Raw genomic sequence first — 13741 nt, 5'->3', positions numbered from 1 at the left:
AGACAGCTCACGGAACGGACCCACGACGATGAAGAGGCAGATCGGCTTCGCGGAAGCGGAAATTGCAGGCAAGAAGCGAGTGACGAGGCGCCAACGCTTCCTGGAAGAGATGGAGAAGGTCGTTCCGTGGCAGCGCTTGCTGTCGGCCATCGAACCGCACTATCCGAAGGGCACGCGAGGTCGCCCGCCGATTGGCCTTGAGCGGATGCTGCGAATCTACTTCGTGCAACAGTGGTACGGACTGTCGGACGAAGGACTGGAAGACGCGCTGTATGACAGCATCACGCTGCGAGCCTTCGCCGGCATCGATCTGGCGATCGAGAACGTGCCTGATGCAACCACGCTGTTGAAGTTCCGGCGCCTGCTGATCGAACACGAACTGACACGGAAGTTGTTCGACGAGATTGGCATCTCGCTGTGCGAGCGTGGGCTGATGATGAAGGAAGGCACGCTGGTTGACGCGACGATCATTGAAGCGCCGCCGTCGACCAAGAATGCCGGGAAGAGCCGTGACCCGGAAATGCATCAAACGAAGAAGGGCAACGAATGGCACTTTGGCATGAAAGCCCACATTGGCGTCGACGCCGACTCGGGCCTGATTCACAGTGTGGTTGGCACGGCGGCCAACGTGTCGGATGTATCGCAAGCTCATGCCCTGCTGCACGGGCATGAAGAGCAGGTGTTCGCCGACGCGGGCTACATTGGCGTCGACAAGCGCGAGGAAATGGCGGGCAAGGCCGTGAAGTGGCACGTCGCTGCCAGGCGGGGAAAGATCAAGGCGATGCAAGAAGGAGCGCTGAAGGACCTGGTGATCGCGCTCGAGCGAACCAAGGCGCAGATCCGTTCGCGGGTTGAGCATCCGTTTCATATCGTCAAGAATCTGTTTCAGCATCGCAAGACCCGATACAAGGGCTTGGCCAAGAACACCGCGCAACTGTTCAGCCTGTTCGCTCTGGCGAATCTGGTGATTGCGCGAAATCTGTTGCGATCGGTCCATGGGAGCAGTCCGTCATGCGTATGAAAAATGCGAGCAGGGGAGGCTCGCTTACGCGCCAAATTCACTGAATTGAGCGCCGATTCGCTTCGTCATCCAGAAAATTTGAAGCCATCTCGCCTGCAACTTCGGAAGTTGGTCCATTGATCAGCGTTTCCCTAGCGGGACTCTTTCAGTGGGCTGCATATCAAAAGGTGTCGAAAGATCTGGCGGGTTCGATGAAAGGCGACATGCTAGAGAGTCAGTACAGGTTGGGTAGCGCAGTGATCGCGTTGGGGTCCACGGTGGCCGACTCCATAGCGAGGGCTGCTGGCGGTTTGGCTGAGACGACTTTGCAGAGAGGGCGGGCAGTGCTGCTGGAGGTGACTGGGCGTCTGTTCGGGATTGCATCGAAGGCACTGGGAATCTTGGCCGCTGGAATTAGCGCATTTTGGGACGGGAAGAATGCTGTGGAAGCCATTCAACAGCGAAATTATCCGTTGGCTGTAGCTCTAGGCGTGTCAGCTTTGTCGGGTTTTGCTGCTGCGGCCCTACTGGCTGCCGGGTCAGTAGTTGGAGCGATATTTGCGATTATCGCTTTCATTGGATCAGGGGTTGTCGCTACATTTTTGCAGGATGACAAGATTGATAAGTGGTTGAAACGTTGTTATTGGGGTGTCTTGGAGGCTAAAGACCGCTATCAAAATGTAGATGCAGAAATGAGCGACTTGGCGGTCGCGACTGGTGGGTGAAATGGACTACACGGGACTCTATGCAAAAAAATACCGCATCAATCGAAAGTTGACTGATGAGGAAAGGGTTAATCAATTTAGACAAAAAATGAGGGTCGATGTTGTGCCGTTTTATAACATTTCAGTTGTTTCGATGAATTCAAAATATCTGGAGTGTGTTGATCGTTGGTTTGTTTATAGGGGGGCAATGGCGGCCATTTGTTTGTTTGGTTTGATGGTGCCAATTTATTCATTTTTCATTCCGCTTCTTGTGAAGGTTGGGATCGAGTTTCGTGCGATTTTGATATTTTTTGGCATTTCTATTCCATATTGGGCGTTGATAGTATGGTTGTTGCTAAAAGAGGCATTTTCGTGGACGCATTTCCCGATCAGATTTAATTATAGGAATCGTCTGGTGTATGTATTCCGCCGAAATGGAACGGTGCTGGAAGCTAAGTGGGATGAAATATTTTTCACCCTCGGACGTTGTGAACGAACGGCAGGCCGACAGAATTGGGATATTCGCGGCCATATCCTCGACAAGGATGGGGAAACAGTACGAGAGACATTCGCTTTGCCAGGCGACACGACGCTAGTGGATCAGTTGAAGCACAGTTGGGAGTTCGTCCGCCGATACATGGAGGAAGGTCCGGCCACGGTCTATCGCGACGTCTACTGGTGCCACGATATTGCGGAGCGGCGCGAAAAATACAGGGTTGGTCTCAGGTACATGTTCTTTTCGCTAAATGGTCAGCCTCTCGGCCAGATATTGCTTTTTCCAGTTTTCTTTGTAGCGTCGTTGGGCCGATGGTTCGTGATGCGCACGAGCAAGATTCCGGTATGGCCTGCTGAAGTTGAGTCTGCATGCCAGGTGGATCCTTTTGATCCGTATCTTCGCGATGCATCGTGCAATCCCGAGAAAATTCCGATGGAGCCGATATGAAGGCATAGCTTCATCGAAATAATTAATTTAAAAGTACCAATATGGCTGAATAATGACCAAAGGCGATTTCATGTCCCTTCCCATCGCAGTACTAGGTGACGATACCGATCACGGAGGCCAGATCATTACGGGTTCCGCCACGCACACGATTGACGGCAAGCCTATCGCGCGACTTCACGATCTGGTTGATTGTCCGCAACGTTATCCGGATGGCCGTCCGCACGGAGTGAACAGGATTATCGAAGCTCATCCGACGCTGGCGGTTGGTGGGATTCGCGTGGCTTTGCACGGACATCGAACCGAGTGTGGATGTGCACTAGTCAGCAATACCGTTGCGAGGATTGGATGATGGATCGTGCGAAATATCTGGGTGGCCAGAAGCAGGACGTATCGATTCCCGTCGATGCTCCAACGTTTGCCGATACCGTCGACCCTGATCGAAATCTGAAGACTTACTTCATCCCGCTGGGTGAAGGAGAGTCGCAGCGACTGAATGCGATCATAGTCGCGAGAAACCCGTTACTCGAGGCATCGCGCGTCTTGCTGCGTGCGCAGGCGGACATGCCAGGAACGTTTGAGTCGAAAGACGCAATCGTGTTGTTGCGTAGGCTCCTCATGGAGGAAGTCCGCGTGTTCGAGAGGCTTTGCGAACAGGCCAATATTCGTCGCGATCACATGATCGGCGCGAGCTACTGCCTGTGCACGGCGCTTGACGAAGCGGTAGCGCAATCTGCTTGGGGCAAGGAGGGATCATCGGCGATCGAATGGATGACAGATGGTCTTGCGATCACGTTCCACGGAGATATCAAGGGCGGCGACAAGGTCTACCTACTAATCGGCCGATTGCTGGAGGATCCTCACGAGCATCGGGACCTGCTGGAAGTGATTTACCGGGTTCTCAGTTTTAGCTTTCTGGGGCGCTACCGTGGCGTCACCGATGGCAAGCGCAAGCATGACGCGGTTCGTCAGCGGCTCTACAACGTGATTGCGTCTCAGCGCGACCCCGTTCCGTTGACGCTATCGCCCCACTGGCGGTCGACTGCGAAAGGCAAGCGCCTGTCGTTCACTGATTTTCCAGTATGGATCACCGTGACCGTCTTATCGGTGGCCCTGATTGGTCTTTTCGGATGGTTCAGATACGAACTGTTCAGTCGTAGCGCGGACGTTCAGAAGCAGATTGCAGACATCGCCCGCATGACACCGCCACCTGTGCAGCCGCCGCAGCAACTGCATCTCAAGCAATTGCTCAAGGATGAAATCGCTGCCGGCACCGTCAGCGTCGACGAGGACGCTCGCCACAGCGCCGTCACCTTCCGCGGTGACGCGATGTTCCGCCCCGGTGGCGCTTCGGTTCAGGCATCGATGAATCCGCTGATTTCGAAGATCGCGGCCGAGATCGCCAAAGTGCCCGGCAAGGTAACGGTTATCGGCTATACGGACAACGCGCCGATTCGAAGCCGTCATTTCGCATCGAATCAGGCGCTGTCGGAAGAGCGAGCCATCCAGGTCATGCAGATGCTGCAAGCCGCAGGGGTGCCGGCAAACCGTCTCGAAGCCGTCGGCAAGGGCGAGGCCGATCCTGTCGGCGACAACCGTACCGCGCAGGGGCGCGCGCAAAACCGGCGCGTCGAAATCGACGTCGCACGATAAGCCAGATCCGTTTCCGGAATAACACATGAAGAAGTTCCAGTTCCTGTCGTTTCTGGCCTCGCGCCAGTTTCTCGCGTTCCTCGCACTGATTGTCGTTGCACTGGTGATCTGGTTCGTCGGCCCGTTTTTCGCGTTCGGCGGGCTCAAGCCGCTTGCCGGGGCGGGCATGCGTGTGCTGCTGATCGCGTTGTTGCTCGCCGGTGTGCTGTTCTGGCTCGTGGGGTGGTCGATCAGCATCGTATTCGCCGCTTTGCTTTGTCTGTTGATCTGGTACGCGGGGCCGCTGCTTTCGCTTGGCCACACGGTACCGCTTGAACCGGCATCGGCCCGGTTTACCGCGATCGCGCTGGTAGTGGGCGTCTTCGTTCTTTTCGGGATGTTCCGCCTATGGCAGAAAATGCGCGAAGACGATGCGTTCCTGAAGAAGGTGCTGCGTCTGGACCGCAAGCGGGAGGATTCGCCGGCTGCTGCCCGTCTTCGGAAAGTTGAAGGGGGTGTTACGAGCGCACTCGCGCGCCTGAAATCGATGCGTACTGGCGCACGAGGTCTTGGCAAGTTGTTCCAGGGCAAGCGCTATTTGTACGAGTTGCCTTGGTACATCACGCTCGGTTCGCAAGGATCCGGCAAGACCAGCGTCCTGATGAACGGCGGTCTGGCGTTTCCCGTTGGCGAGCAGATGCAGCGCGCTGCCGGGAGGCCCGCCGGCGATGCGGCCGCGGTGGACTGGTGGTTGACGAACGATGCGGTGCTGATCGATACGACCGGTTACTACACGCGCCATCGAACCTCGATGGTCGGCGGTGCCGATGCGCTCGCGGCCGAACCGGACAAGACCGCAATCGACGCTTCCGATAAGGATGCGGCGAACACCCAGGCGAGCACGGAACGTTCAAACGCGGGCACGAAGCAGGACGCCGCCCGGCGGTCGAACGTGGCCACCGCATCGAAATCGAGTGCCCATACTGTTCAGAGTCCTTCGGTCGAACGTGACAGTCCACCGGAGATCGACCGCGCCGAGTGGCTCGGGTTTCTCGGTATATTGCGCCGGAACCGGCCTCGCGCACCGATCAACGGCGCGTTGCTGACCGTCGATCTCGCGACGCTGGCGAGTGCTGATGAACAGGCGCGTATCTCCGAAGCCACTGCATTGCGCGCCCGGCTGGCCGAATTGAGGCAGGAGCTGGGTATCCGTTTCCCTGTTTACGTGACGATCACGAAGATGGATCGCCTCGCAGGTTTTGCCGAGTATTTTGGGGCGCTCACGTCCGAGGGGCGGGCTCAGGCATGGGGTTTCACGCTTCCGTACGGCAAGGAAACGGTCGCGAAGGAGGGGCTGCGTGCGCGTTGTCACCACGAGCTCACTCAACTGGTAGAACGTCTGACGGGTTCGATCGATACGCATCTGCAAGACGAATACGATTTAGACAAGCGACGAAAGCTTGCTGCGTTACCCGAGGAATTTTCCGCACTGCTCGGGCCGTTGCTCGACCTGATAGACCGGGTATTCCTCGATTCGCGCTACGACGATACGCAACTCCATTCGACGTTGCGCGGGGTGTACTTCACGAGTGCCCGGCAACAGGGTGGCGAGATCGTCGCGCAACGCCATACGGTCGTTCAACGTCTTCTGTCGGCTCAGGATAGTGCTCCTGTCGTGCCGGCTCGCGCCGAAGGCAACCAGGGTTACTTCCTGCACGATCTTCTGACCCGTGTCGTGTTCCCGGAAGCGCATCTCGTGAGTCCCAACCTGCGTTGGGAATATCGATACCGGCTTTTGCGCCTGGTAGGCCACACATTGGCGCTGTTGTTGTTCGTGTGGCTGGCAATTGGATTGCGCGTGAGCTTCGGCAACAACAGCGACTATCTCGACACAATTGGCCGCAAGGTGCAGGCGCTTACCACGCGCGTCACGTCGTTCTACAAGACGCCTAAATTGCAAGCCGTGCCCGACACGCTGACGGAAGCGCGCAATCTGCCGACCCACCCTGGACTCGACTTGTCCGATCCGGATAGCGCGTGGCGCTACGGCCTCTACACGCCGGCGGGAATTGCGGCCGAAAGTCGCCACACCTACGATGCACTCGAGGACAACCTGCTGTTGCCTCAGATCGTGCATCGTCTGGAAGACGTCATGTCCGGTGCGATTGCCAACAAGGATCCAAAGTCCGCCTACGATGCACTGCGCGTATACCTGATGTTGTACGACAAGGCGAAGTTCAATGCAGGTGACGTCAAGGCGTGGGTGCTCGACGACTGGGCGAAGACCGACAGCGCGGCTGCTTTCGGTGGAAGAGCGTCGATGATCGACCACGTGCAGCAGCTCTTCTCCGGGGAGCGTGTTGTGCAGTCTCCGCTGATCCGCAACGACGCGCTGGTGCAGCAAACACGCGCGTTTCTCGACGGCAGCAATGCGACCGACCGTCTTTATCAGCGCGCGAAGGCGGCCATGCTCAAGGAGGCGCCCGATGAGTTTACGTTGCTGCGCGCGGTAGGCCCGCAAGCCGGCACGGTGTTCACGCGAGCGAGCGACGCACCGCTGTCGCGTGGCGTGTCGGGGCTTTTCACGTTCGACGGCTATCGGAATCTGTTCGACAAGCGGCTGCCCGAGTTCATACAGATTGCCCGCGATGATGACGCGTGGGTGATGGGCCGATCGTACTTGGGTGAGGCTCAAAAAAAAACGGCTGAGATTGTGAGTAACGCCGCCGGCACGGACGATGCGTTGACCGACGCAGTCCGTCGCGAATACCTGATGGAGTACGCGCAGCAGTGGGATGCGTTTCTTAACGACATTCGGACCGTTAGCGGCACGAGTCTGGCGTTCAATTTGAAAGTGCTACGCAGCTTTGCGGCACCCGATTCTCCGCTCGCACGGCTTGCTCGTGCGGCAGTGCGCGAGACGACGCTCACGCAGCAGTCGACCGCGTCGAATGGTTCGCTGCTGCAGAAGGCCGCCGACCAGTTGAACCAGAAGACCGACAAGGCGCTGGGTATTCGGGCGTCGGAGCGTGTCGAACGGGAACTCGTCGACAATCGTTTCGCGGCACTACGCGAGGTCGTTACAGGAAACGCGGATGCGCAGCTCGATCCGCAATCGGCTACGGCGCAGTCGGACAAGACGGGGCTGGACGGCGTTGCCAACCTGCTGAACGACTACTACACGGCGCTTACCGTCGCAGATAACGCGCTGTCGAACAACAGCATGCCGCCCGCAAGCGACGCGGCCGCGAAGCTTAAGATGGCCGCCGACACGATGCCTGCACCGTTCCGCGCGACGTTACTCAAGCTCGCTGCTGATGGGTCACGCGAGGTCAATCAGGGAATCGGTCAACTGCTGTCGCGGCAGATGCAGGCGGTGGTTGGCGACACCTGTCGGCTGACGGTCGAAGGAAACTACCCGTTCTCGCCCGACAGCAAGCGCGATGTCGGCATTGACGACTTTACGCGCGTGTTTGCGCAGGGTGGCGTGATTGACGATTTCTTCGTGAAAACGCTGGCGCCGTTTGTCGATACGTCCGCAAATCCGTGGCGCTACCGAACCCTGCCGGGGGCGACGGAGCCCGTACAGGGGCCGAGCCTTGAGCCGTTCGAGCATGCGAAGGCGATTCGCGACATTTTCTTCAACGATCCTGGCCGCAAGCAGATGACGTGGACGGCCGATATCAGGATTCCCGAGCTCGCACCGACCATCATGAGTCTCGCGCTCGACATCGACGGACAGACGACGCGCTACCAGCACGGTCCGGTCGCGCCGTTCACGGTCACTTGGCCTGGACCGCGCGGCGGTGTCCATGCGGAGATCACGGCCAGCCCACGCATTCGGCCCGACACGTCGACGATTTCAACCGATGGTCCGTGGGCATTGATGCGGCTGCTTCAGAAGGGTCAGGTGATTGGAACGGCTACGCCGGGGCGCACACGAGTCGCGTTCAGTTTTGACGGGCGCGACGCGGCGCTCGACATCGCGAGCGCCGGCAGTGTCGCGAATCCGTTGACGAGCGATGTGCTGAAGACGTTCCGGTGCCCGACCTCGATGGCGATGTTCAATTTGCCGGATAGCGGTCCACCGCCGGGATTGCCTCAGGGCATGTTGCCGATAAACGCGGGAAGCGTTTCCCGTTGAATCGAGAGGGGCGTTCAAGATGAGTCTTTCAACAGCCGATCCGCTGAGCCGCGCAGGGGCATTGGCGTCGCCGTCTATCGCAACAAGGCTCAGGGTGGCGGAGCAGTCGATCAACCCGCTGCTCGAAGGAGCGCGCATTCTGCTGAGCGCGCTGGCAGACAGCCCTGAAATGCTCGACGCAGATTCGGTGATCCGCCGCCGACGTTGGCTGGAGCATGAAATCCGGCTCTTCACGCGAATGTGTGGCGAACTCGGCCTTCGCCCGGAGCACGTCCGCAGCGCAAGCTATTGCCTGTGCTCCGCGCTCGACGAGGCCGCGATGCAGACGACTTGGGGAAAAGGTGAAGCAACCGGTGTCGAATGGCAAGTCAATGGGCTGGCTGCGGCGATGGGTCACGATCGACAGGGTGGTGACCGTGTCTTCCAGTTGATCGACGAAGCGTTGCGCAGCCCGCGTGAGCATCTCGATCTGATCGAGTTGTACCAGAACATACTCGATCTCGGTTTTCGCGGTCGCTACCGATTCGGGCGTGATGGCAGCAAGCGCCTGAAGGTCATTCGTGAGCGCGTGCACGACGTGGTTGTGACCGGCGGGCTGGGCATGCGTGATGTAAGCGAGCCTGACAGATCAATGCAACGGAGGGTCGATCCGTGGGTACGCCCGGTGGTCATACGCCGATCACGTGTCGGAGCCGTCGTCGGCCTGACTATTGCGTTGCTGGCGGGGGCTGCCGGATATGCCGCTGTGGACTATTGGATCCGTCTGAAGGAGGTCCAGCGCGTGTCGTCGTTCGACTTGCTGGCGCGCGATCTGGATCAGCGACTCCGTGACGAGGTTGTCGCAGGGAATGTTGAACTGATCCGAGATCCTGCGCTTAACACCTTGACGCTTCGCTTTGGCGGCATGTTCGTTCCCGGTGGTGTCACGGTGGCCCCGTGGGGCGCTTCCGTCGTGGCATCGGCTGGTCGGGAAATCGCGACGATGGCCGACGGTGCGACTGTTCGAGTGGCGGGATACGCGGACAGTGCGCCGACCAGTTCAGCGCGTCAGGTTTCCAACCAGGCGCTTTCTGAAGCACGTGCCCGACATGTTGCCCAGATTCTTGTTGCGGCTGGTGTGCCCGTGCCGAGCATCAGCGTGGAGGGGCGCGGAGATGCCGATTCGTTGGCGGACAACGATACCGCTTCGGGGCGGGCAAGGAACCGTCGCGTTGAAGTGATCGTCTCGAATTGATGCGAAAAGCGTACAGACAAAAGATGCCGATCTTACCGACTACCTGGTGATGATGTGGCTGGGCCGCTTTTATATACGGGGTGATTTGACTGAGATGGAAAGACTTGAATTCGACATGCCACGGGATGACAACGCATCGATCCCGTCGCTGGAGGTGGATGAGTGGGACGCCGTTCGATCCCTGAACATCACGCATCTGGACGATGTCTATATGGAGGTGTCGTTCGCGACACCGATCCGGAGAATGATCGAGCTATGTGGATACGTCGCGATTTCGCCGCTTATATTGGCTCTGCCGGTGTTCGGGATCTTTTCCGGTAACGCGGAGTTTTTCTTTTTCTTGCTTCTAATGTCTGTCTTTTTGGGCGCCATTTTGTGTGTGGAAGCCTATCGGATTTTTCACAGGCCGCAAGATCAGCCGATTCGTTTCAATCGGGCGCGTGGGAAAGTTTACTTCTACTACTATAAGGATCGCCCATGCGCGCTGCGGCGGAGCAGGGTCATTGCTCGAGGTTATGCGTGGGGGCAGTTGTGCATGAGGACATGGTCAACGGCCCGCGGTCACTCGGGTATCGAGATCATCGCGGTCAAACCAGCCACGAACAAAACCATCTTCACGTGCAGCATTCCTGATGCATTGATCAAAATCGATCTTTTTGCTGGTGGGGTGAGTGAGGATTTCTGGCATGTATGTGAAGCCTACATGGCTTATGGTGCCGATATTCTGAAGGAGACCGGGGCGTTTTCAGTCGGCCAAGGCGATGTGAGTTGGAAAAACGCATCCAGTATGAATCTCGCCATGCGTCTTGCGCCGAAAGTGGTTTGGCCTGCCAAGATGGACGTCGAATCGCGAACGGCCCCGGATGGGGGGCCAGTCAGAGACGGAGCAGGCGTGCCATCCTGGTTCCGTTCGGTCGTAGAAGACGATTGAGGCGCGTTGCGCTGCTTCGACCACCCCTCACTCCGGCAAATCCCGCTGACTGATATCCGGTTCGCTCCCCCCGGAATTGAGATGCTCGATCTTCTCCATCCGCTGCCTTGCCATCTCCGGCAATTGATTCGTCACGCCGATCACGAGCGCTTCGGCGAGCGCGAGCGCCGGTACGTTGGTCTGCAGCATCGCGAACGGCTGCCCCCGGATCCGCAGCACGATCTCCGCGAACTCGCCGATCGGCGAGTGCCATTCGTCCGTGATCAGCAGCACACGCGTGCCAAGCCGATGCGCGGCCTGCGCGAACCGAATACTGTCCCGCTGATAACGTCGAAAATCGAAAATAACGAGCACGTCACCGGCCCCCATGTCCGCCAGCGCGACCGACGCGAGGTTCACATTCGGTTCGACATACTGAACATGTGGCCGCGCATACGCGAGGGTGAACGAAAACAGCGATGCGAGCGGCGCGGTGTAACGCCCGCCACCGCAAAAGACACGCACATCCGGATTGGCCAGCAGCGCCACCGCGGCGTCGAACGCCGCCGCATCGAGCCCTTCGATCGTGGTCGCCAGCGACTCGGACAGTCGCTGGAAGATTGCCGCATGACTGTCGCGCATGCCTCCGGCCGAATGGAACGCATCCATCCGCGCGAGCGGCGAATTCATCGCCGTGTCGATCTCGCCGTACAGCGCCTGCTGGAACGACGAGTAATTCGGAAAGCCGATCCGGACGACGAAGCGAAACACGGTCGGATCGCTCACTTCCGCCTGTTTGGCGAAGCTCGCAATCGGCCCGAGCCCTAGACTCGGGTAGCGGTCCAGCAACGCCTGCGCGACCTTCTGTTCCGACGGCGTGAAGCTATCCATCTGGGATAACAGCAACGCCCTGATGCTCGTCCCCATCGGGCACTCCAACTCTCGTATCTGAATAACAAACGGCAGACGGGTGTCTGCCGGCGACTCCACGCATGTTAGCCGATCGACGTCAGGCGGGCCGTGCACGCTCCGAAATTAGAGGGACGCATCGCTCGGTGGACCGGCTCATTCACCATTGTAATAAAACAAACATTGAGAAACGATCCATTCGGCTGATATTCGTTCTTGGTCTAGTGATAACCCTAGGTTTTGGTGCAAAAAAGTGAGTGCTATGATCGCGGCCTCGCTGGAATGTATTGTTTATTACACACTCGATTGGCGCGTCGACATACCCCGATGCGGCGTCGCGTTCCGGCATGCCACGGTTTTATTTGTCTGGAGGATCCCGTCATGAGGCGGCTCGTAGTACTCACCCTGTTGTCGGCCATGAGCGTTTGCGCGTTCGCCGCGTCGGACCCCGCGGTCGAAGCGAAGAACGGCATGGTCGTTTCGTCGCAGCACTTCGCGTCGCAAATCGGCGTCGACATCCTGAAGGAAGGCGGTAACGCGGTGGACGCCGCGGTGGCGGTCGGCTACGCGCAGGCCGTGACCAATCCGTGCTGCGGCAACATCGGCGGCGGCGGTTTCATGACCGTCCACCTGGCCGACGGCCGTGACCGCTTCATCAATTTCCGCGAAACCGCGCCGGCCGCGGCTTCCGCGAACATGTATCTCGATGCGAAGGGCAACGTCATTCCGGACGACAGCCTGTACGGCTATCGCGCAGTGGGCGTGCCCGGCACGGTTGCGGGCCTCGATCTCGCGCAGCGCAAGTACGGCAAGCTCACGCGCAAGCAGGTGATGGAGCCGGCGATCCGGCTCGCGCGCGACGGCTTCGTGCTGACGCGTGCCGATACGGACATCCTCGACACGACGATCGACCGCTTCAAGAAGGATCCGGAAGCGGCCCGCATCTTCCTGCGTCCGGACGGCACGCCGCTGCAGCCGGGCGATCGCCTGGTGCAGAAGGACCTGGCGCGCACGCTCGAGCGCATCGCGGAGCAGGGTCCCGACGCGTTCTATCACGGCGAGATTCCGAAAATCGTCGAGGCGGCGGCCAGGAAGGGCGGCGGCCTGATCACGGCGGCCGACTTCGCGTCGTACCGTGCGCAGGACATGGCGCCGCTGACGTGCACGTATCGCGGCTACGAGCTCGTGTCGGCCCCGCCGCCGAGCTCGGGCGGCGTGACGATGTGCGAGACGCTGAACATCCTCGAAGGGTATGACATGCGCAAGCTTGGCTACCATTCGGCCGCGGCGGTGCATTACATGACCGAAGCGATGCGCCACGCATACGAAGATCGCAACACGCTGCTCGGCGACCCGAACTTCATCGACAACCCGGTCGCGAAGCTGACGAGCAAGGACTATGCGGCGCAGATCCGCAAGAGCATCCATTCGGATACGGCGACGCCGTCGGTCGACGTGCAGCCGGGCGTCGGCGTGCACGAGAAGCCGGAGACGACCCACTATTCGATCGTCGACCACGACGGCAACGCGGTGTCGACGACCTATACGGTCAACGGCCGCTTCGGCGCCGTGGTCATCGCGCCGGGCACGGGCTTCTTCCTGAACGACGAGATGGACGACTTCACCGTGAAGGTCGGCGCGCAGAACCTGTTCGGTCTCGTGCAGGGCACGCGCAACTCGATCGCGCCGGGCAAGCGTCCGCTGTCGTCGATGGCGCCGACCATCGTGAAGAAGGACGGCAAGGTGTTCATGGTGGTCGGCTCGCCGGGCGGCTCGCGCATCATCACGATCACGCTGCAGACGGTGCTGAACGTGATCGACTACGGGATGACGCCGCAGGACGCGGTCACGGCGCCGCGCATCCACCACCAGTGGCTGCCCGACGAGGTCTATTACGAAACCTACGGCCTGTCGCCCGACACGCTCGCGATCCTGCGCAACATGGGCTACAAGATGGTCGAACAGACGCCGTGGGGCGCCGCCGAGCTGATCATGGTCGGCCTGCCGGGCACCGAAGCGGCGAGCCGCCAGAGTTCGGGGAACGATTCGTCGGTGTCCGGGAACGTGCGGGTCGGCTTCATCTACGGCTACAACGACCCGCGCCGTCCGGCCGGCTCGGCAATCGGTTACTGACCCGAGCCGACCTGGTCGCATCATGCTGAATCGCTGCTCCGCAACGGCGCTCGCCCTCGCGCGAATGCCGTTGCGGCGGCAGCACGTCGGTTCGTGGAGATCCGCGAGCCGACCGGCGCCGGCGACCGTGCCCGA

The 13741-nt window shown here is 59.5% G+C and carries 10 protein-coding genes; 9 read left to right on the top strand and 1 reads right to left on the bottom strand.

From position 1 onward, the window contains the following. The first annotated feature begins 28 nt into the window (after positions 1-28). The 8 genes from CFB34_RS13455 (at position 29) to CFB34_RS13420 (ending at position 10585) form a co-directional block, all read left to right on the top strand. Positions 29-1021, top strand: coding sequence for an IS5-like element ISBmu2 family transposase (locus CFB34_RS13455; protein ID WP_006412423.1), 993 nt, complete (start codon positions 29-31; stop codon positions 1019-1021). 167 nt (positions 1022-1188) lie between these two features. Continuing rightward, on the top strand, positions 1189-1725 hold the full coding sequence (locus CFB34_RS13450; RefSeq protein WP_242808608.1) for a hypothetical protein: 537 nt from the start codon (positions 1189-1191) through the stop codon (positions 1723-1725). 1 nt (position 1726) lies between these two features. Further along, positions 1727-2647 carry a DUF6708 domain-containing protein gene (locus CFB34_RS13445; RefSeq protein WP_089442065.1) on the top strand — a complete coding sequence of 307 codons (921 nt, stop codon included), beginning with the start codon at positions 1727-1729 and terminating at the stop codon, positions 2645-2647. Positions 2648-2717: 70 nt separating this feature from the next. Beyond that, the gene (locus CFB34_RS13440; protein ID WP_179243744.1) at positions 2718-2996 is read left to right on the top strand and encodes a PAAR domain-containing protein; all 279 of its coding nucleotides are present in this window, start codon (positions 2718-2720) and stop codon (positions 2994-2996) included. Beyond that, entirely contained in the window at positions 2993-4297 is a 1305-nt protein-coding gene (gene tssL / locus CFB34_RS13435; protein ID WP_179243743.1) for a type VI secretion system protein TssL, long form, read from the top strand. Before CFB34_RS13440 ends, tssL begins: the two co-directional genes overlap by 4 nt. A 25-nt stretch (positions 4298-4322) precedes the next feature. Then, entirely contained in the window at positions 4323-8420 is a 4098-nt protein-coding gene (gene tssM / locus CFB34_RS13430) for a type VI secretion system membrane subunit TssM (RefSeq protein ID WP_089442067.1), read from the top strand. A 19-nt stretch (positions 8421-8439) separates the two neighbouring features. Continuing rightward, the gene (gene icmH / locus CFB34_RS13425) at positions 8440-9654 is read left to right on the top strand and encodes a type IVB secretion system protein IcmH/DotU (RefSeq protein ID WP_089442068.1); all 1215 of its coding nucleotides are present in this window, start codon (positions 8440-8442) and stop codon (positions 9652-9654) included. A 49-nt stretch (positions 9655-9703) separates the two neighbouring features. Beyond that, positions 9704-10585, top strand: a complete 882-nt coding sequence (locus CFB34_RS13420) for a DUF6708 domain-containing protein (RefSeq protein WP_089442069.1) — start codon at positions 9704-9706, stop codon at positions 10583-10585. A gap of 27 nt (positions 10586-10612) precedes the next feature. On the opposite strand, the gene CFB34_RS13415 is transcribed toward CFB34_RS13420, so the two are convergent. After that, positions 10613-11491 carry a MurR/RpiR family transcriptional regulator gene (locus tag CFB34_RS13415; protein ID WP_089442070.1) on the bottom strand — a complete coding sequence of 293 codons (879 nt, stop codon included), beginning with the start codon at positions 11489-11491 and terminating at the stop codon, positions 10613-10615. A gap of 363 nt (positions 11492-11854) precedes the next feature. Here CFB34_RS13415 and ggt point away from each other — a divergent pair, with 363 nt between their 5' ends. Further along, the gene (ggt, locus tag CFB34_RS13410) at positions 11855-13606 is read left to right on the top strand and encodes a gamma-glutamyltransferase (protein WP_089442071.1); all 1752 of its coding nucleotides are present in this window, start codon (positions 11855-11857) and stop codon (positions 13604-13606) included. Positions 13607-13741: the final 135 nt, after the last annotated feature.

Source organism: Burkholderia sp. HI4860, assembly GCF_002223045.2.
GTDB lineage: Bacteria > Pseudomonadota > Gammaproteobacteria > Burkholderiales > Burkholderiaceae > Burkholderia.
The sequence above is the reverse complement of the archived record's forward strand: the minus strand, read 5'-3'. Positions and strand labels throughout refer to the sequence as shown.